We start from the raw sequence: 19114 nt of genomic DNA, 5'->3' as shown, positions 1-19114 counted from the left end.
ATGCGCAGGCAGAAAAACTGTCTAAGAACAGGGCGGCATAACATCGGAGACCGCCCTGCAACCGCTTCCTGACCAGTTCGAACTCCGCTTTTTTGCGCATCTGTCTGCGTTAGGTCTGCATGTGCCCGCGCCCCGGCGGCTGGCAGGCGGGCGGTCAAATCATGTCTGGCGGGCCGGCGCGCTGGTGATCAAACTTTTTTCAGCAGAAGGTGCCAACCCGCTGTTTGCCAATGATCCTGCCCGCGAAGTTTCTGTTCTGACGGCATTGTCCGGCACCGGTATGGTGCCGCCGCTGGTCCAGACCGGTGAATTTGAAGGCAGGAAATGGCTGGGTTATGCGCATGTCAACGGCAGCCCCTGGCAGCGGGACACTGGCCATGTGGCACAGCTCTTGGGGCGATTGCATGATCTGGCGCCCCCGCCGGGCTTGCCTTGCGGCGTGAATGGCAGCGCGGGGCTGGAACGGCAAACCGTTGAAATTCTGAGAAACTGCCGCGATCGCGATCAGCTGGCTGCGCTTCGCCCGTTGGGCCGGGTTCCGCCGTTGCCTCAGCTGGTGCTGATTCATGGCGACCCGGTGCCTGGCAATCTGCTGGCACATGATGGCACGCTGACGCTGATTGATTGGCAATGCCCGCAAATCGGCGATCCGGCAGAGGACCTGGCGTTGTTCCTGTCGCCTGCGATGCAGCTGATGTACCGGGGGGCGCCGCTGTCCAAGGATGAAGAAGACGCTTTTTTGCGAGCTTATCCCGATCCGCGGATTGCCGGGCGGGCCTTGGCGCTGAAGCCATGGTTCCACTGGCGCATGGCAGCCTATTGCCAGTGGCGGGCCGAACGCGGGGGCGCGCAGGACTTGCAGGCTTCGGTATTGGAGCGCGCGGCGCTTCAGTCCATCAGGCCGAGAACCGCATAAGCCGGAGGCATCAGCATCCGGCGGGCGCGGCCAAAAGGAAAGCGCGCCATTTTCTGCACCACCGGAGAGTAGGGCAACTTGGGGGTGGCCCCCCGTACCAGATCGCTCAGGAGCCGTCCGGCATAGCTGCCCATCGCCACGCCATTGCCGTGATAGCACAGCCCTGCAAACATGCCGGGGTGCTCCGGCACAGGGCCGATGAAGGGGGCTAGGTTGCGCGACAGGCAAACCATGCCTGACCAGCAATGCGTGGTCTCCACATCATGCCAGGCCGGGAACATCGCCTCAAAATCCTGCCGCAGTTTACGGCGGATCCCTGCTTCAGCCCGGGGGGACGCGAGCAACCCGCCGCGCATTCCGAACAGAAACCGGTTGTCCGGCATCAGCCGGAAATAATGCAGCAGATTGCGGGTGTCATAGGCCATCTGATGCGAGAACCAGCCCTGAGCGTCCAATTCCGCCCGGGTCAGCGGCCGGGTCACCATGACGGTGGATTGTGCAGGCATGTACCGCCCTGCGAGCCAGCCGGGCAGGTCCTCGGCGGAATAGCCATTGGTCGCGATGATGACCTTGGATGCCCTTACGACCCCCTGGATAGTCTTTATTACATAGCCCCTGCCTGCCTGCTGTACCGACTGCGCCGCGCTGCGTTGGTATACTCGGGCACTGGCATCCTGCGCGGCTTTGGATAGGCCGAACAGGTATTTGCGCGGATTGAGCGCAAAACCCACCGGTGTTGTCAGCGCCGCATGGAAGCTGCCATTCAGCCCTTTGTCCGCGAGCTGGTCGCGGGTCAGAAAATCCGGTTCCTCTCCCGCTTGACGCAGTGCATCCGCTTCTGCTCGCAGGCGGCGCGCGGCCTTTTCGTTGTGGGCCAGCTGGGTCTCCCCATGTGAATGGGTGTCGGCGTTGATGCCATGGGTTTGCAGCAGATTCCGCACCAGATGCACCGCGGCTTCCTCGCTGGCATGATACGTATCAGCCGCAGATTTGCCAAAGACCCTCCGCATCGTGCCGCCTGAAAGCTTGGAGCCGCCCAAACAGCAGAAACCGCCATTGCGCCCTGATGCGCCCCAACCCGGCGTCTCTGCCTCCAATACCGCAACGGACACGCCGCTTTCTGCCAGATGCAGCGCGGCTGACATGCCGGTGAACCCGCCGCCGATGACGGCGACATCGGCGGAAACTTCGCCCTGCAGCACCGGCCAGTCCGGTGCCGCAATGGTTTCGTCCCACCAGCAGTTCGTGCGGGGGCCGGAACCGTAGGCGTAATCGGAAAAAATCCGGCGCATCAGGTGCGCTCCGCGGCCTGTTCCTCCCGCTTCTGGCGGGTCATCTGATGTTTGGTCACCAGCGAGGCAGTGATGACTCCAACGGTCACAATGCTGATCATGATCGTCGACAGCGCGTTAATCTCGGGGCTGACGCCCAGACGCACCGCGGAGAAAATCTTGATCGGCAGGGTGGTGGCCGAGGGGCCGGAGGTGAAGGAGGCAATCACTAGATCATCCAGCGACAGAGTAAAGGCCAAGAGCCAGCCGGATATCACCGCGGGTGCGATGATCGGCAGGGTCACCAGCCGGAACGCTTCGGCTTGGGAGCACCCCAGGTCTAGCGCGGCTTCCTCAAGTGACCGGTCAAAAGTCACCAGCCGCGAAGAGACTACCACCGAGACATAGCACATGGAAAACGTGGTATGCGCCAGCACGATGGTCAGCACCCCGCGGTCCAGTCCGATTCCGATGAACAAAAGGAGCAGCGACAGGCCGGTGATCACTTCGGGCATCACCAGCGGTGCATAGATCATGCCGGAAAACAGCGTCCGCCCCATGAACCGCCCGCCGCGCACCATTACATAGGCGGCGATTGTGCCCAGCACTGTGGCGATAGTAGAGGAGAACACGGCGACCTTGATCGTCACCCAGGCGGCGTTCAGAAACGCCTCGTTCTGCATCAGTTCGCCATACCATTTGGTCGAAAACCCGGCCCAGACAGTCACCAGCTTGCTTTCGTTGAAACTGAAGATGATCAGGATCACCATTGGGATGTAAAGGAATGCAAAGCCAAGGGTCAGCGATACGGCATTAAACCAGCTCATACGGTTCATTGCTCTGCCTCCTGCTGTTTCTGCTGGTTGCGCTGGAACAGCACAATCGGGATGACGAGAAGGAGCAGCAGAACCACCGCCACCGCAGATGCCACCGGCCAGTCGCGATTGGAGAAAAACTCCTCCCACAGCACCTTGCCGATCATCAGCGTGTCCGATCCGCCCAGCAGTGAGGGAATGACAAATTCACCCAGCACCGGGATGAAGACCAGGAAGCTGCCGGCAATGATGCCGGTTTTCGACAAGGGAATTGTCACCAGCCAGAACGCTGACAGGCGCGAGCAGCCCAGATCCTCGGCGGCTTCAATCAACGATCCGTCCAGCCGTTCCAGTGCCGAATAGACCGGCAGGATCATGAACGGAAGATAGGTGTAGACGATGCCGATATAGACGGCGGTATTGGTGTTGAGGATCGTGAGCGGCTCGGAAATAAGCCCTGTCCACAGGAGGAACTGGTTGAGGAACCCTTCGTTCGACAGGATCCCCATCCACGCATAAACGCGGATCAGGAACGACGTCCAGAACGGCAGAATCACCAGCATCATCAAGGTGGGCCGCCACTCCGCTGGCGCGCGTGCCATGGCGTAGGCGATCGGGTAACCTGCCAGCAGGGTGAAAAAAGTTGAGATTACCGCGATCTTCAGGGAGCTGAGGTATGCCTTCCAGTACAGGTCATCTTCGGTCAGCCAGATGAAATTTTCAAAGTCCAATGCGTCGATCAGAGCTCCGATACCGGTTTCCGGATCAAACTGCGGAACATAGGGCGGGATCGAAATTGCGTAATCCGACAGCGAGATTTTCAGGACAATGGCAAAGGGCACCAGGAACAGCGCCAGCAGCCAGGCATAGGGGATGGCAATCAGGACAAAGCGGCGCATCAGTCTGCCAGCAGAACGCCTGCCGTGGCGGTCCATGACAGCCAGACAGTGTCTTCCCAGGTATAGGCGCGGCGGGCAATGCGGCGGGTATTGGCGGTTTGCGCCTTGATCACAGTGCCGGTCGGCAGCTCTACATGGTAGGTGGAGAGATTGCCGAGATAGGCGATATCGAGGATCCGGCCCTGCACGGAATTGTCCGCCTGTTCGGGTTTTTCGGCGCTGATCGAGACCTTTTCCGGCCGAATTGCCAGCTGACAATTTTGCCCGTCCGACAGCGGATTGGGGGACTGCACGGTCAGCGGTGCATGGCCTTCGTGCCAGGACAATGCATAGGTGTCGCTGCCATTGGGTTTGGCGGTGCCTGCAATCAGATTCACATCTCCAATGAAATCAGCGACATAGGCGGAATTCGGATTTTCATAGATCCGGTCCGGCGTGGCCACCTGGATAATCTTGCCGTGATCCATCACCGCCACGCGGGAAGCCACAGTCATCGCCTCCTCCTGATCGTGGGTCACGATCACAAATGTGGTGCCGGTCTTCTCCTGAATATCCATCAGTTCAAACTGGGTTTCCTGGCGCAGCTTCTTGTCGAGCGCGCCCAGCGGTTCATCGAGCAGCAGAAGTTTCGGATGTTTCGCCAGCGACCGCGCCAGGGCGACCCGTTGCCGCTGGCCGCCGGAAATCTGATGTGGCTTGCGGCGGGCAAATTTCTCCAGGCGAGTCAGCCGCAGCATTTCGTCAACCCGGTCGTTGATGTCGTGCTTGGGCATCTTTTCGCGCTTCAGGCCAAAGGCGATGTTTTCCCAGACCGACAAATGCGGGAACAGCGCGTAGGACTGGAACATCATGTTCACGGCGCGTTTGTTCGGCGGCACCGGCGCGATATCCTGCCCGGCAAGACGGATGGTGCCTTCGGAGGGGGTTTCAAACCCGGCCAGCATCCGCATCAGCGTGGTCTTGCCGCAACCCGAAGGACCCAGCAGCGCATAAAACTCTTTTTCGTAGATACCGATGGTCAGGTCGTCGATGGCGGTGAACTCGCCATAGCGTTTGGTGACGTTCTGGAAGTGGATCAAGGGCTTTGCCTCGGGATCGTTCCAGGGTTCGAATTCGGAAGCAGTCAAGCCGGGCCTCTTCTGCGAAGTATCGCGCGAATGTCTCGGATGGCCGCGCGTGGGGCAACCCAGGCGCGTCAGGAAATGCGGGGCGGCGGATGCGCCCCGCGGGTCAGGTACGGCTGATCAGGTGCCGGATTTGACCTTGGTCCACATGCGGGTGGCCTTGCGCTGCACTTTCGGCGGGTAGCCTTCCTTGATGTACAGGTTCTTGACGGTCTCGGCGCCAGGATAGATCGCCGGATCGCCGATCACATCCTGTTCCAGGAACTCCTGGCTCGCTTTGTTGCCGTTGGCATAATAGACATAGTTGGACGCCGCCGCCATGTTGTGCGCATCCATGATGAAATTCAGGAACTTATGGGCGCCTTCGGGGTTCGGGGCGTCGACCGGAATTGCCATCTGGTCGAACCACATCAGTGCGCCTTCCTTGGGCGCGTTGAACTCGATCTCGACGCCGTTTTCCGCCTCGGCTGCGCGGTCACGGGCCTGCAGGATGTCACCGGACCAGCCGAAGGCCACGCAGATATCGCCGTTGGCCAGCGCGTTGATGTATTCAGAACTGTGGAACTTGGTGATATAGGGGCGCACGCCCAGCAGCACCGGCTCGGCCTTGGCGACCACATCGGCATCCATACTGTTGGGGTCTTCGCCGATGTATTTCAGCGCCGCCGGGATCATCTCATCCGGGGCATCCAGGAAATGCACGCCGCAGCCGGCCAGTTTTTCCATGTTGGCCGGGTTGAACACCAGCTCCAGCGAGTCGATCGGGGCGTCTTCGCCCAGGGCTTCCTTAACCTTAGCGATGTTCACGCCGATGCCGGTGGTGCCCCACATATAGTTGATGGAATACTCATTGCCGGGATCATAAAGGGCGGTGCGTTCCTCGATCGCGTCCCACATGTTGCCGGCGTTGGCCAGTTTCGACGCGTCCAGTTTCTGGAAGGCGCCGGCCTGGATCTGGCGCGCCATGAAGGAACCGGTCGGCACCACAACGTCATAGCCCGATCCGCCGGCCAGCATCTTGGTCTCCAGAACCTCGTTGCTGTCGAAGACGTCATAGATCAGGTCGATGCCGGTCTCGGCTTCGAATTTCTCCAGCAGGCTTTCATCAATGTAATCCGACCAATTGTAGACGCGCACCTCTTCCGCAGTAGCGGCGGCGGCCGTGCCAAGGGCAACGACGGCGGTCATGGTCATCGTTTTCAGTGTCATGAATTTCTCCCTGTGCATGCCGGCTTCCGGGTCCGGCTGTGAAAGGATTTGATCAAGTTTTGTCGCGTTCGGCAATACTCTTTATGTTTTCACTTGGCTCCGGATGGTGCAAGCTGGCCAAAACCGAGGAGGAAAACCCCAGGTGACCGAGACCACTTCACCACCCGTTGCGGCGCATGAGAGCCCTGCAAAACTGCCCGCGCATGAGATCGTCTATCAGACGCTCAGGTCGCAGATTCTGTTCGGCGAGCTGGTGCCCGGGCAGGCGGTGACGATCCAAGGACTGGTGGAAACGCTGGGGGCCGGCATGACACCTGTCCGCGAGGCAATCAGGCGGCTGATTTCAGACGGGGCGCTGGTGTTCCAGGGCAACCGCCGCGTATCGGTGCCCTTGTTGGGGCCCGGTGACCTTGAAGAGCTTATTTTTGCCAGAAAAACAATAGAGTGCGAGCTTGCACGGCGTGCGACTCTGCGCATTGCCGCGACAAGTATTGAGCAGCTGGTGGCCATCGATACTGCGCTGGACAAGGCCATATCGACCGGCGATGTGGCGGGGTATCTGGTGCAAAACTACAGCTTTCATACCGCGCTTTACTCTCATGCGGATGCGCCCATTCTCAGCGACATTGCCGACCGGCTGTGGCTGCGCTTCGGCCCCTCGTTGCGGGTGGTCAGCGGGCGGCTTGGCACTCAAAGCTTTCCGGACCGCCACAAGGACATCCTAGACGCGCTGCGGCGGCAGGACGCGGAAATGGCCGCTTTGGCGATGGAACGGGACGTCTGCGAGGGCATGGAGCATGTGGTTCAGGGGCTGCAGGCCGCGAACTGATTCGATTGACACTTGAGAATTTGATCATATTCTGGTGCCAATCAGTCATTCTCAGGAGCGAGTCCCATGACCGTTATCACCAATCACATGCCGACGGCCGAGCTGCAGGCGCTGGACGCCGCCCATCACATGCACCCGTTCACCGCCAATGGCGAACTGTCGCAGAAGGGTGCGCGCATCATTACCCGCGCCGATGGCGTGCATCTGACCGACAGCGAGGGGAACCGGATCCTTGATGCGATGGCGGGCCTGTGGTGCGTCAACATTGGCTATGGCCGGGATGAGCTGGCCGAGGTGGCCGCCCGCCAGATGCGCGAGCTGCCCTATTACAACACCTTCTTCCAGACCACCCATGTGCCGGCCATTGCGCTGGCCGCCAAGATTGCCGAACTGGCGCCGGGCGATCTGAACAATGTGTTCTTTGCCGGTTCCGGCTCCGAGGCCAACGACACCAACATCCGCATGGTGCGCCATTACTGGGCGCTGAAAGGCAAACCGACGAAATCGGTCATCATCAGCCGCAAGAATGCTTATCACGGTTCCTCGGTCGGCAGCGGCTCCTTGGGCGGGATGAGCGGTATGCACGCCCAGGGCGGCATGCCGATCCCGGATATCCACCACATTAACCAGCCGCATTGGTGGGCCGAAGGCGGCGACATGCCGCCGGAGGAATTCGGTCTGCAGCGCGCACGCGAGCTGGAAGAGGCGATTCTGGAACTGGGCGAAGACCGCGTTGCCGCCTTTATTGCCGAGCCGGTGCAGGGCGCCGGCGGGGTGATTGTGCCGCCGGACAGCTACTGGCCGGAAATCCAGCGCATCTGCGACAAATATGAAATCCTGCTGATCGCGGACGAGGTAATCTGCGGATTCGGGCGCACCGGCAACTGGTTTGGCAGCGAGACCCTGAACATCCGCCCTGACATCATGACGATCGCCAAGGGTCTCAGCTCTGGTTATTCGCCGATCGGCGGCTCGATTGTCAGCGACGAGGTGGCGTCAGTGATTGCCGGGGATGAGTTCAACCACGGCTACACCTATTCCGGCCATCCGGTGGCGGCGGCTGTCGCGTTGGAAAATCTGCGCATCATGGAGGAGGAGAACATCCTCGGCCATGTGCGCGATGTGGCCGCGCCGTACCTCAAAGAAAAATGGGAAGCGCTGGCGGATCATCCGCTGGTGGGAGAGGCCAGGATCGCCGGCATGATGGGCTCAATCGCGCTGACCCCGAACAAGGAGACCCGCGCGGGTTTTGCCGCGGAGGCGGGTACTGTCGGCTATATCTGCCGCGAGCGCTGCTTTGCCAACAACCTGGTGATGCGTCATGTCGGGGACCGGATGATCATTTCGCCGCCGCTTGTGATCACGCCCGCGGAAATCGACGTTCTGATCGAACGCGCCTCCAAATCCCTGGATGAATGCTATGCGGAACTGAAGGCGCAGGACTTGCTGCACAGCGCCTGATTCTCCTCCCGGGCACCGCAATGGTGCCGGTTCCCACCGCGACTCATCACGGCCCGGCAACACTGTTGCCGGGCCGTTTTCTTCGGTAGAAGGATTGAAAAGGTCGTTTTTAGGCTGGTGTTTTGCAGGGCGCGGCGCAAAATGTCCGAACTGCGTCGCAAAAAGTCCGATGCTGCATGCCCGATCAGGACTAGGGTTCCCTAAGGGTGTTCATTTCTTCTTGGGGAGCGGCCGAAGTACGAATTTCGTACACTCGCCATGGAAAGAATATTTTTTTCATACCTAGCGCTTGATAGCTTCGGTGTGATTAACTTCGAATAAGTGCAGAGCAAATCTGCCAGAATGACAAAACTACGGGGAGCCTGCTTTGGCTGATGCGTCAAACGTCGATGCGTTCGTTGAATTCGAACGCGTCCAAAAGAGCTATGATGGCGAAAATCTCGTTGTCAAAGACCTCAACCTCACCATGCCCAGGGGCGAGTTTCTGACAATGCTTGGCCCGTCCGGTTCGGGCAAGACAACCTGCCTGATGATGCTGGCGGGATTTGAAACCGCCACTCATGGCGACATTCGCCTGGGCGGAACATCAATCAACAACATTCCGCCACACAAGCGGGGCATCGGCATGGTGTTCCAGAACTATGCGCTGTTCCCGCACATGACGATTGCGGAAAACCTCTCGTTCCCGCTGGAAGTCCGCAAGATGGGCAAATCCGAGCGCGAAGCCAAGGTGAAGCGCGCGCTGGACATGGTCGAAATGGGCGCCTTTGGCGGCCGCCGCCCGTCGCAGCTTTCTGGCGGTCAGCAACAGCGGGTCGCCCTGGCCCGCGCGCTGGTGTTTGAACCGGAACTGGTTCTGATGGACGAGCCGCTGGGCGCGCTTGATAAGCAGCTGCGCGAAAAGATGCAGTTCGAAATCACCCATCTGGCGCACAGCCTGGGCATCACCGTGGTCTACGTGACCCACGACCAGACCGAAGCACTGACAATGTCGGACCGTGTCGCCGTGTTCGACGATGGCCGCATTCAGCAGATCGCGCCGCCGGACCAGTTGTATGAAAGCCCGGATAACAGCTTTGTTGCCCAATTCATCGGCGAGAACAACACGCTGGAAGGCACCGTCAAGGAAATCAACAACGGCATTGCCCTGGTGCAGCTTGATGATGGCGAACTGATCGACTGCAAGCCGGTCAACGTATCCCGTCCCGGCGAGCGCACCCGCGTGTCGATCCGCCCCGAGCGGGTGGAATACAACAAGGAACGCCTGCAGGAAGGTGTTCATACGCTCAAGGCGGAAGTGCTGGAGTTCATCTATATGGGCGACATCTTCCGCACCCGTCTGCGGGTGGCCGGCAATGATGAGTTTATCATCAAGACCCGAAATGCCCCGGACCAAGTCCGTCTTCAGCCCGGTCAGCAGATTGAAATCGGCTGGCTGCCGGAAGACTGCCGCGCGCTGGACGCCTGATCCGCACGCGCAAACCCCCGGCGGACGAACGACCGGGGGAACTCACATCTGTGAATTTCAACAAGGAGAGACTCTCTATGAAACTCAGCAAACTGTCTGCACTGGCGGTGACCACTGCGCTTTGCGCCCCTTCGGCCTTTGCCGAAGAAATGGCCAATGAGCTGACACTGGTATCCTGGGGCGGTGCCTATCAGGCCAGCCAGCAAAAAGCCTATGTGGAACCCTATCTGGCTGCTAACCCCGGCGTTAAGGTGATCTGGGACGAAAGCTCTGCTGAAGCTGTGGCCAAGATCCGCGCCATGAACGAAGCCGGCAATGTGACCTGGGACTTGGTGGACGCCGTTGCCTCCGACTCCATGCGCCTGTGCGACGAAGGCCTGGCCGAAGAAATCAACCATGACGAAGATCTGGCAGCGGCGCCCGATGGCTCCCCAGCTTCCGAAGACTTCGGTGACCTGATCGTCAGCGACTGCTTTGTGCCGCAGATCGTCTATTCGACGACATTCGGCTACCGCACCGACCTGATCGACAAGCCGGAAACTGTCTGCGCAATCTTTGATACCGAAAAGTACCCGGGCAAGCGCTCGCTGCAGAAGCGCCCGATCGACAACATGGAATGGTCGCTCTACTGCGATGGCGTGGCCAAGGACGAAATCTACGACGTTCTGGGCACCGACGAAGGTGTGGAGCGTGCGTTGGCCAAGCTCGACACCATCAAGGACCAGGTGGTCTGGTGGACTGCCGGTGCGGAAACTCCGCAGCTGCTGGCCGACGGCGAAGTTGTCATGGGCTCGACCTTCAACGGCCGCCTGTTCTCGGCAATCGCTGAACAGGGTCAGCCGATCGGCATGCTTTGGGACATGCAGTCCTTTGACCTGGATGGCTGGGTTATCCCGGCTGGTCTGCCTGCAGACCGCAAGGCGCGCGTGATGGACTTCCTGAAGTTCGCCACCGACACACAGCGTCTGGCCGATCAGGCCGCCTACATCTCCTATGGTCCGGCCCGTGCCTCCTCGGCGCCGCTGGTTGGCAAGCACGCTGAACTGGGTATCGACATGGCCCCGCATATGCCGACTGATCCGGCCAATGCAGGCAACGTCCATGTCTATGACTACGAATGGTGGGCAGACAACCGCGATGACCTGAACGGCAAGTTCCAGGCTTGGCTGGCCAAGTAATCTGACCGTATCCGAGATACTGCAGGGGGCCTGAACGAAACAGGCCCCCTGCCCAAAAAAATAAAGACCCGACGGGGAACCCAATGAGTGATATTACCCAATCCGGCCCGGTGCTGGCGGCCGACGGCAGGCCGCTGAAGCGCAGCCTGGCGCGTGCGCTGCGCATGCAGAAGCTGCGCGCACTGCTGCTGATCGCGCCGCTCTTGCTGTTCATCCTTGTGACATTCATCCTCCCGGTTGCGGACATGCTGTTCCGTTCGGTCGAGAACCGGATCGTCCAGGATACACTGCCCCGCACGGTTGAAGTTCTGGCAGACTGGGACCCCGCATCGGGACAACTGCCAGAAGAGGCTGCTTTTGCCGCTTTGGCCGCCGACCTTAAAGAGGCGGCAAACGTGAAGACCCACACCAAAGTTGCCAAGCGTCTGAACTATGAAAATCCGGGTCTCTCGTCTGTGTTCCGGAAGTCCGGCCGCAAGGTTAAGAATTGGGATATCGCAAACGACGGTCCTTTCCGTGAAAAACTCATCGAACTTAACGACGGCTGGGGTGATGTCGAGCTTTGGCGGACGATCAAGACGTATTCCGGTACTTTCACGTCCGGCTATTTCCTGAACGCGGTCGATATGCGGTTGGGGGCTGAAGGCCCCGAGGTTCGTCCCGAGAATGAGCGGATCTACAACACCATGCTGATCCGCACCATGCGGATGTCCCTGATCATCACCTTCAGCTGCATCATGCTGGGGTACCCGGTTGCCTGGATCCTGGCGAACCTCCCCACGCGCCAGGCAAACTTGCTAATGATTCTGGTCTTGCTGCCGTTCTGGACATCGCTCCTGGTGCGGACCTCCGCCTGGAAAATCCTGCTGCAGCAGCAGGGTGTTATCAACGATACGCTGGTCTGGATCGGGCTGGTGGATGATGCCAACCGATTGGTTCTTATCAACAACGAGCTGGGCACCATTATTGCGATGACCCACATCCTGCTGCCCTTCATGATCCTGCCGATGTATTCGGTGATGCAGACCATCAACCCGTCTTACTTGCGCGCCGCCAAATCCCTCGGGGCAACCGACTGGACTGCGTTCTGGCGGGTCTACTTCCCGCAGACCGTGCCGGGCATCGGTGCCGGATCGATCCTCGTCTTCATCCTGGCTGTTGGCTACTACATCACTCCGGCCCTGGTCGGCGGCACCAAAGGCACCTTTATTTCGAACCTGATCGCCTACCACATCTCGACGTCGGGCAACTGGGGTCTGGGCGCGGCACTGGGCGCAATCCTTCTGGCGGTCGTTCTGGCTCTCTACTGGGTCTACGACAAGATCGTCGGCATCGATAACGTGAAGCTGGGATAACGGACATGAGCGCACTTCCTCCTTATGCAACCACCGGCCAGCGTGCCTGGTACTATTCCTTTCGGGTCATCTGCGGATTGGTGTTCTTTTTCCTGATCGCGCCGATCGTGGTGATCATCCCGCTCAGCTTTAATGCGCAGGACTTCTTCACCTTCACACCGGAGATGCTGCGGCTGGATCCCGAAGGCTACTCGCTGAAGCACTACCGCGACTTCTTCAGCAACGACTCCTGGCAGTCTGCGATGTGGAATTCGCTGAAGATCGCGCCGATGGCGACCATTGTTTCGGTCACCTTCGGCACGCTCGCCGCCATCGGCCTCAGCCAGCCGCATGTACCGTTCCGCCGGGCGATCATGGCGATCCTGATTTCGCCCATGATCGTGCCGCTGATCATCTCCGCGGCGGGCATGTACTTCTTCTACAGCCGTATTGGCCTGCAGGGGACCTACGTTGGTGTGGTGCTCGCCCATGCTGCACTGGGCATCCCGTTTGTGATCATCACGGTGACCGCAACCCTGGTCGGCTTCGACCGTTCCCTCACCCGCGCCGCTGCCAATATGGGTGCGGATCCGGTGACCACCTTCTTCAGGGTGCAAATGCCGCTGATCCTGCCAGGGGTGATTTCGGGCGGTCTGTTTGCCTTCATCACGTCTTTTGACGAGGTCGTCGTCGTGCTCTTTGTTGGTTCAGCCGGGCAGAAGACATTGCCCTGGCAGATGTTCATCGGCTTGCGTGAGCAGATCTCGCCGACCATCCTGGCTGTGGCAACATTGCTGGTGGCGATTTCCATCATGCTGCTGGCTACGGTGGAAATGCTGCGCCGCCGCTCCGAGCGTTTGCGCGGCATGTCGCCCAGCTGATCAGGACATAGAATAAAATAAAAAAGGCCCCGAACCGGGGCCTTTTTTATTCTCCTCGCCGTAAGGCAAAGAGGGGGCTGGCCCCCTCAAGACGTGATCACCGCAGTTCTTGCAACAAATGCAGGGACGCATAGCCGTCCGGCGTCAATCCTTTGGCGGCCTGATAGTCGCGCACCGCGCCGATGGTCTTTGGTCCGATTTTGCCATCAATGCCCTCGGTATCAAAACCCGCACGGGTCAGCCGCTGCTGCATCTCTTCCCGTTCGGACAGGGTCAGCGCGCGGTCGCTGCGCGGCCAGCTGCCCTGGATCGGCGCACCGCCCTTGATCCGGTCAGCCAGATGGCCGACGCCGATCACATAGGCATCTGCGGTGTTGTAGCGTTCCAGGACGGCGAAATTCCCAAATATCATAAAGGCCGCTCCGGCACTGCCCGCGGGCAACAGGATCGCTGCGGGTCCGTGATCGGCAACCGGGCGCCCGTCCAGCCCCTTGATGCCAAGCGCAGCCCAGTCCGAAGATGATTTTTCGATCTCCCGATCCGCCAGAGTATAGTCAAATCCTTCGGGCAGGGACACTTCCACACCCCAAGGCTGTCCCTTTACCCAGCCGAATTTCTTAAGGTAAGCCGCGGTCGACGCCAGCGCATCGGCCGGATTGTCCGACCAGATGTCGCGCTTGCCGTCGCCGGTGAAATCCACCGCGTAATCCAGATAGGAAGTCGGGATGAACTGAGTGTGCCCCATCGCGCCAGCCCAGCTGCCGGTCATCTTGCGGGCGGCAACATCGCCGGCTTGAAGGATTTTCAGCGCGGCCACCAGCTGCCCTTCGAAAAACGCACCGCGGCGCCCGTCAAAGGCCAGTGTTGCCAAGGAACGGATCACATCCATCTTCCCGCGGAAAGTGCCATAGCTGCTTTCCAGCCCCCAGACCGCCACCACGATCTCTTTCTCGACGCCATAGGTTGCTTCGATTTGATCCAGCCGGGCGCGCTGTGCCTGCAGCGCCGCCTTACCGTTCTTCACCCGCAGTTCAGAGGCGGCACTGTCCAGATAATCCCAGATCGTCTTGGTGAATTCCGACTGGTTGCGGTCCCGGCGGACCACCTCCGGATCATAACTGACCCCGGCAAAGGCACTGTCCAGCACCGGTGCGCTGACGCCCTGCGCTTTGGCACGGTTTTGGAACGCTCTGATCCAGCCTTGGAAATTCAGGTCAGCAGCGGCAAGCTCAGGCTCTTGGATGGCGGCGGTCGGCCTTGCCGCTGGTCTCATGGCTGTGGCTGCAGCCAATTGAATCGCTTCAGCCTGCACCTCTTGTGCAAGCAACCCTGGCCTCTGGGCGGGCCTCAGGGAACTGTCCGGTGCGGCTTCTGCCGCCATGGCGCCGCCTGCTACCAGGGACGCTGCAACCCATTTGCGCATGATGCACCTCATTTTCACTGCTCATCACCAGTCTAGCGGCGGCGCCGTCCGGGTAAAGAGGTCAGTCATTGCATGTGCGGCGGGCCGCCTGCCGGTGTTCCTGGCGGAACTGCTCCAGCGCGTCCCGCAGCATCGGCACCCGGTGCGGACGGAAGCTTTGCCCTGTGACCACCAGAGCCTGCATCCGGTCCAGCCGGAACACGCGTATCGCCTCGCGCAGGCAGCACCAGGCAATCAGCACGGTCGAGCGGTCGAAATAGACCACGCTCAGCGGCTTCACCTGCCGCTCGGTCACCGCACCGTGCCCATCGGTGTAGCCAAAGCGGACTTCCACTTCGTCCCAAGTCGCTTGCCGCAGCTCCTGCGCCGAAATCGCGGGCGGGATGGGCCGGTCGAACCGGTAGGGTGCCAGCACCGCGTGGCGCAGCCGGTGGGCTTGCCGCGGCGGCAGCCGTGCCTGCAGTTTGCGCAAGGCTTCCGAGGCCGCGGTGGCAAGCTCGGGATCGCCGATTTGTTCAACTTCGCGCAGCCCGAGGACCAGCGCCTCCAGCTCGGTGTCGCGGAATCCCATCGGCGGCAGCGCATTGTCCTCGATCAGGGTAAACCCATAACCCGCCTCGCCGTCGATCACCGCCCCCATTTCGCGCAGCGTGGCAATATCACGGTGAATGCTGCGGGCGGATACTCCCAATTCCTCGCCCAGCCGTGCCGCGGTATGCGGGCCGGGCCCCAGGCGCAGGGCCTGCATCAAATGGAAAAGGCGGTGGGTTCGGGACATAGCCCATTCTCTCTACGCCTGATGACAATTTTTGTCACTATGCAGATCTAGGCTGTCCGCAACCCGAAACGACAGGATATCCCCATGCTCACCCTTCTTACCTATCCCAACAACGGTCCGGTCTTCAGCCTCAGCCCTTTCTGCGTAAAAGCGGCTCTACTATTGGCCTTCTCCGGCCAAAGCTGGATCCGTGAAGACCTGAACGATCCCCGCAAGATGCCGCATCGCAAGCTGCCGGTGCTGCGCACGCCAGGCGGGCTGGTCCCGGACAGCAATGCAATCCGCGCCTGGCTGGAGCAGCAGGGGGCTGACTTTGATTCCGCCCTTGGCACACGGGACCGGGCCCAGGCGCAGATGCTGATCCGCATGGCAGAAGATACGCTCTATTTCCACGTGGTGCGCGACCGCTGGGACAATGATGCGGTCTGGCCCACGATCCGTGACAGTTACTTTCAGGAAATCCCTGCGCTGATACGCCGCCCGGTGACTGGCGCAATCCGCCGCTCGGTGCACAACGGCCTGATGTTTCAAGGCACCGCGCGTTTCAATGAGACTGAAAGGAACCAGCGTCTGCACCAGGATCTGCGGGCCCTCGCCGATTTGCTGAAAGGGCAGGATTTCCTGTTTGGCGCCCAGATCTCCAGTGCCGATTTCAGTGTGGCCTCCATGTTGCAGGCGATGGGGACAACACCTGTCCGCACCGCGCTGGTCAGCCGCATCCTCGACGATACGGTACTGCAGCCCTATGTTGACCGTGTGTTTGAGACGGTGCCGTTGCCATGAAACCTGCCTTTGCAACTCCAGAGATCAAGGCCGCCTTTGCGGTCTCTGATCCCTTGGCGCGGAAGGGGCTGCTGCGGCTCCGGCAGCTGATTTTTGATATTGCCGCTGAAACACCGGAGGCCGGCCAGGTCGAGGAGGCCTTGCGCTGGGGCCAGCCCTCCTATCTCACGCCGGAGTGCAAGACTGGATCCACCATCCGGCTGGGGGTGCCCAAGGGCGCGCGCTTTGCGTTGTTTGTGCATTGCCAAAGCCGGCTAATCCCGGAGTTTGCCAGCGCTTTCCCGGCGTGGGACCGGTTCGAGGGCACACGCGCAGTCCTGTTCAACGATCCGGCAGAGGTCGAACCCATTCGCCATGGCTGGCTGATCAAACGGGCGCTGACCTACCGTATCCGGCCACCGCTGGAAATTCCGGCCTGACAAAATACCAGGCTGTCCCCACGGGGACAGTTGCTTAATCCCGGCGTTTGCGCTCAACTTTGCGTTTTACTTTGGCGGCCTTGTGCTTGGACTTTGCTGCTTTGCGCTTCACGGTGCGGCCTGCCGGGCTGCGCCGTCCGCCTTTGCGGGATCCGCCGCCCTTGGGCAGTTCCAGGTTTTCAATCGCCAGCAGTTCCAGCTCCAGCCCGCCGGTCACCGGCGCTGCCTGAACAAGCCGCACTGTCACCCGCTGGCCGATAGCCAGGGTCATGCCGGTATCGGCCCCCATCAGCGTCCCCGCTTGGGCGTCGAAATGAAAGAACTCGCGCCCGATCGAGCGTACCGGCACCAGCCCGTCCGCGCCGGTTTCATCCAGTTTCACAAAGGCCCCGAACCGGGCAATACCGCTGATCCGCCCCTGGAATTCATTGCCGACCCGTTCGCTGAGATAGGATGCCAAATAACGGTCTGTCGTATCCCGCTCGGCAATCATCGAGCGCCGTTCAGTGTCAGAGATATGGGTGGCGGTTTCTTCCAGCCGTTCGATCTGGGCCTCGTCCAGCCCATCGTCCCCCCAGCCATGCGAGGAGACCAGCGAGCGGTGCACGATCAGATCCGCGTAGCGCCGGATCGGCGAGGTGAAATGCGCGTAGTTCTTGAGTGCCAGGCCGAAATGGCCAAAGTTCTCCGGGTTGTAATAGGCCTGCTGCATCGACCGCAGGGTGGAGATGTTGATCAGCTCCGCCTCATCGGTCCCCGCCGCGCCATTCAGCAGCGCGTTCAGATGCCGGGTTTGCAGCACCTGGCCCTTGGCCAGATTCAATCCCGCTGCACGGGCGGTTTCACGCAAGGCTTCCAGCTTTTCCTGCGCCGGTTCCTCATGCACCCGGAACAGCAGCGGCGAGCGCTTTTTGATTAGCGTCTCGGCCGCGGCGACATTGGCGAGGATCATGAACTCCTCAATCAGCTTGTGCGCATCCAGACGGTCGCGGAAGGCAACCGAGGTGACCTGACCAGCGTCATCCAAGATGATTTTGCGCTCTGGCAGGTCCAAGTCCAGGGGTTCCCGTACCGCACGCGCTCTTTTTAGAGCCTGATATGCGGCGTAAAGCGGCTTGATCACATCTTCCACAAAGGGCGCGGTTTTTTCGTTCGGAGTGCCGTCCATCGCGTCCTGGACCTCGCCGTAATGCAGCGAGGCGGCGGAGCGCATCAGCCCGCGCACAAAGCGATGGCCGATCTTGTTGCCATCGGCGTCCACTTGCATCCGCACCGCGATACAGGCGCGCGGCACGCCTTCATGCAGCGAGCACAAATCGCCCGACAGCCGGTCCGGCAGCATCGGCACCACCCGGTCGGGGAAATAGCTGGAGTTGCCGCGTTTGCGGGCCTCGCGGTCCAGGGCGGAACCGGGGCGCACATAAGCGGCAACATCGGCAATCGCCACCCAGATCACATGGCCGCCCGGGTTTTCAGGGTCGTCGTCGGCATGGGCATAACAGGCGTCGTCATGATCGCGGGCATCGGCCGGGTCAATGGTGACCAAGGGCAATTCGCGCAGGTCTTCGCGGCCCTTGAGGCCCATCGGTTTGGCGGCATCTGCCTCAGCCATGACCGGGTCGGGGAAATGGTCAGGGATGCCATGCTGATGAATGGCGATCAGCGACACAGCCTTGGGCGCGGCAGGATCGCCCAGCCGTTCCACGATCCGCGCGCGCGGCAGACCCATGCGGCCCTTGGGGCCTGCTTGTTCGGCTTCGACCAGCTCGCCGTCCTTGGCGCCTTTGATGGCATCCGGGGCCACCATCCATTCGCTGGACGCGGCCTTGTCGATCGGCACAATCCGCCCGCCTTCGGAACCGGCGCGGAAGATGCCCAGAACCCGTTTCGGATTGCTGCCGATGCGGCGGATCAGCCGGGCCTCGTAGTTGTGGTCCTGATCCGGCACCAGCTGCAGTTTGACCAGGATCTTGTCGCCTTCGCCCAGGGCCGGGTCTGAGGCGCGGGGGAGGACCAGAATGACCGGCTCCACCCCTTCGCCATGCCATTCCAGCGGGCGTCCGTAGAGATCGCCATCCGCGTCCGGCGCCTTTACCTGCAGCATCGTCACAGGAGGCAGCTGGTCCGGGTCGCGGTAAGTCTTCTTGCGCTTTTGCAAGTGGCCCTCACCCTCCAGCTCTTTGAGGATCCGCTTGAGGTCGATGCGGTCGGCGCCTTTGATGCCAAAGGCCTTGGCGATGTCGCGCTTGGAAGTATGGGTCGGGTTGGCGGAGATCCAGTCGAGGATTTCGGCCTTGGAGGGAATACGGCTCATAGTTCCCGCGTA

16 protein-coding genes and 1 pseudogene are annotated in these 19114 nt (G+C 60.6%); 9 read left to right on the top strand and 8 right to left on the bottom strand.

What is annotated here, in order from left to right; all coding sequences use genetic code 11:
- Nucleotides 1-139 precede the first annotated feature (139 nt).
- A complete protein-coding gene (locus tag A2I95_RS03975) occupies nucleotides 140-916 on the top strand; it encodes an aminoglycoside phosphotransferase family protein (RefSeq protein WP_291728199.1) in 777 nt (258 codons plus the stop codon).
- Here A2I95_RS03975 and A2I95_RS03970 read toward each other — a convergent pair.
- From A2I95_RS03970 to A2I95_RS03950, 5 genes are all read right to left on the bottom strand, one after another.
- Nucleotides 889-2208, bottom strand: coding sequence for an FAD-binding oxidoreductase (locus tag A2I95_RS03970; RefSeq protein ID WP_291728074.1), 1320 nt, complete (start codon nucleotides 2206-2208; stop codon nucleotides 889-891). The two genes, A2I95_RS03975 and A2I95_RS03970, sit on opposite strands and share 28 nt — an antisense overlap.
- Nucleotides 2208-3023, bottom strand: coding sequence for an ABC transporter permease (locus A2I95_RS03965; protein ID WP_291728073.1), 816 nt, complete (start codon nucleotides 3021-3023; stop codon nucleotides 2208-2210). The genes A2I95_RS03970 and A2I95_RS03965 overlap by 1 nt, the downstream gene beginning before the upstream one ends.
- Nucleotides 3020-3901 carry an ABC transporter permease subunit gene (locus A2I95_RS03960; RefSeq protein ID WP_291728071.1) on the bottom strand — a complete coding sequence of 294 codons (882 nt, stop codon included), beginning with the start codon at nucleotides 3899-3901 and terminating at the stop codon, nucleotides 3020-3022. The genes A2I95_RS03965 and A2I95_RS03960 overlap by 4 nt, the downstream gene beginning before the upstream one ends.
- Nucleotides 3901-5028 (bottom strand): ABC transporter ATP-binding protein, encoded by a 1128-nt coding sequence (locus A2I95_RS03955; RefSeq protein ID WP_291728069.1) that lies wholly within the window; start codon nucleotides 5026-5028, stop codon nucleotides 3901-3903. Before A2I95_RS03955 ends, A2I95_RS03960 begins: the two co-directional genes overlap by 1 nt.
- Nucleotides 5029-5145: 117 nt before the next feature.
- Nucleotides 5146-6234, bottom strand: coding sequence for a polyamine ABC transporter substrate-binding protein (locus A2I95_RS03950; RefSeq protein WP_291728068.1), 1089 nt, complete (start codon nucleotides 6232-6234; stop codon nucleotides 5146-5148).
- Between the two features lie 142 nt (nucleotides 6235-6376).
- On the opposite strand from A2I95_RS03950, the gene A2I95_RS03945 reads away from it, so the two are divergent.
- From A2I95_RS03945 to A2I95_RS03920, 6 genes and pseudogenes are all read left to right on the top strand, one after another.
- Nucleotides 6377-7063, top strand: a complete 687-nt coding sequence (locus A2I95_RS03945) for a GntR family transcriptional regulator (protein ID WP_291728066.1) — start codon at nucleotides 6377-6379, stop codon at nucleotides 7061-7063.
- Nucleotides 7064-7129: 66 nt separating this feature from the next.
- On the top strand, nucleotides 7130-8524 hold the full coding sequence (locus A2I95_RS03940) for an aspartate aminotransferase family protein (RefSeq protein ID WP_291728064.1): 1395 nt from the start codon (nucleotides 7130-7132) through the stop codon (nucleotides 8522-8524).
- 367 nt (nucleotides 8525-8891) lie between these two features.
- Nucleotides 8892-9992 (top strand): ABC transporter ATP-binding protein, encoded by a 1101-nt coding sequence (locus A2I95_RS03935; protein WP_291728062.1) that lies wholly within the window; start codon nucleotides 8892-8894, stop codon nucleotides 9990-9992.
- Between the two features lie 77 nt (nucleotides 9993-10069).
- Nucleotides 10070-11170: an extracellular solute-binding protein gene (locus tag A2I95_RS03930; protein WP_291728060.1), complete on the top strand. Its 1101-nt coding sequence runs from the start codon at nucleotides 10070-10072 to the stop codon at nucleotides 11168-11170.
- Between the two features lie 83 nt (nucleotides 11171-11253).
- A complete protein-coding gene (locus A2I95_RS03925; RefSeq protein WP_027257117.1) occupies nucleotides 11254-12525 on the top strand; it encodes an ABC transporter permease in 1272 nt (423 codons plus the stop codon).
- 14 nt (nucleotides 12526-12539) lie between these two features.
- Nucleotides 12540-13385: pseudogene (locus A2I95_RS03920) on the top strand (ABC transporter permease); the annotation flags it as partial.
- A gap of 97 nt (nucleotides 13386-13482) precedes the next feature.
- Here the strand turns inward: A2I95_RS03920 and A2I95_RS03915 are convergent.
- A complete protein-coding gene (locus tag A2I95_RS03915) occupies nucleotides 13483-14820 on the bottom strand; it encodes a lytic murein transglycosylase (RefSeq protein WP_291728056.1) in 1338 nt (445 codons plus the stop codon).
- Between the two features lie 49 nt (nucleotides 14821-14869).
- The gene (locus A2I95_RS03910; RefSeq protein WP_291728054.1) at nucleotides 14870-15586 is read right to left on the bottom strand and encodes a YafY family protein; all 717 of its coding nucleotides are present in this window, start codon (nucleotides 15584-15586) and stop codon (nucleotides 14870-14872) included.
- A gap of 84 nt (nucleotides 15587-15670) precedes the next feature.
- On the opposite strand from A2I95_RS03910, the gene A2I95_RS03905 reads away from it, so the two are divergent.
- Nucleotides 15671-16369 (top strand): glutathione S-transferase family protein, encoded by a 699-nt coding sequence (locus A2I95_RS03905; protein ID WP_291728052.1) that lies wholly within the window; start codon nucleotides 15671-15673, stop codon nucleotides 16367-16369.
- Entirely contained in the window at nucleotides 16366-16788 is a 423-nt protein-coding gene (locus tag A2I95_RS03900; RefSeq protein ID WP_291728050.1) for a DUF1801 domain-containing protein, read from the top strand. Before A2I95_RS03905 ends, A2I95_RS03900 begins: the two co-directional genes overlap by 4 nt.
- A 34-nt stretch (nucleotides 16789-16822) precedes the next feature.
- On the opposite strand, the gene rnr is transcribed toward A2I95_RS03900, so the two are convergent.
- On the bottom strand, nucleotides 16823-19102 hold the full coding sequence (rnr, locus tag A2I95_RS03895; protein ID WP_291728048.1) for a ribonuclease R: 2280 nt from the start codon (nucleotides 19100-19102) through the stop codon (nucleotides 16823-16825).
- Nucleotides 19103-19114: the final 12 nt, after the last annotated feature.

Source organism: Leisingera sp. F5 (assembly GCF_001593695.1).
The sequence above is the reverse complement of the archived record's forward strand: the minus strand, read 5'-3'. Positions and strand labels throughout refer to the sequence as shown.

Excerpts from the sequence above, each read along its gene's own strand:
- A2I95_RS03940 (WP_291728064.1), top strand. The coding sequence starts at position 7,130 with ATGACCGTTATCACCAATCACATGCCGACGGCCGAGCTGCAGGCGCTG.
- A2I95_RS03910 (WP_291728054.1), bottom strand. The coding sequence starts at position 15,586 with ATGTCCCGAACCCACCGCCTTTTCCATTTGATGCAGGCCCTGCGCCTG.
- A2I95_RS03965 (WP_291728073.1), bottom strand. The coding sequence starts at position 3,023 with ATGAACCGTATGAGCTGGTTTAATGCCGTATCGCTGACCCTTGGCTTT.
- A2I95_RS03915 (WP_291728056.1), bottom strand. The coding sequence starts at position 14,820 with ATGAGGTGCATCATGCGCAAATGGGTTGCAGCGTCCCTGGTAGCAGGC.
- A2I95_RS03930 (WP_291728060.1), top strand. The coding sequence starts at position 10,070 with ATGAAACTCAGCAAACTGTCTGCACTGGCGGTGACCACTGCGCTTTGC.
- A2I95_RS03970 (WP_291728074.1), bottom strand. The coding sequence starts at position 2,208 with ATGCGCCGGATTTTTTCCGATTACGCCTACGGTTCCGGCCCCCGCACG.
- A2I95_RS03905 (WP_291728052.1), top strand. The coding sequence starts at position 15,671 with ATGCTCACCCTTCTTACCTATCCCAACAACGGTCCGGTCTTCAGCCTC.
- A2I95_RS03960 (WP_291728071.1), bottom strand. The coding sequence starts at position 3,901 with ATGCGCCGCTTTGTCCTGATTGCCATCCCCTATGCCTGGCTGCTGGCG.
- A2I95_RS03900 (WP_291728050.1), top strand. The coding sequence starts at position 16,366 with ATGAAACCTGCCTTTGCAACTCCAGAGATCAAGGCCGCCTTTGCGGTC.
- rnr (WP_291728048.1), bottom strand. The coding sequence starts at position 19,102 with ATGAGCCGTATTCCCTCCAAGGCCGAAATCCTCGACTGGATCTCCGCC.
- A2I95_RS03950 (WP_291728068.1), bottom strand. The coding sequence starts at position 6,234 with ATGACACTGAAAACGATGACCATGACCGCCGTCGTTGCCCTTGGCACG.
- A2I95_RS03925 (WP_027257117.1), top strand. The coding sequence starts at position 11,254 with ATGAGTGATATTACCCAATCCGGCCCGGTGCTGGCGGCCGACGGCAGG.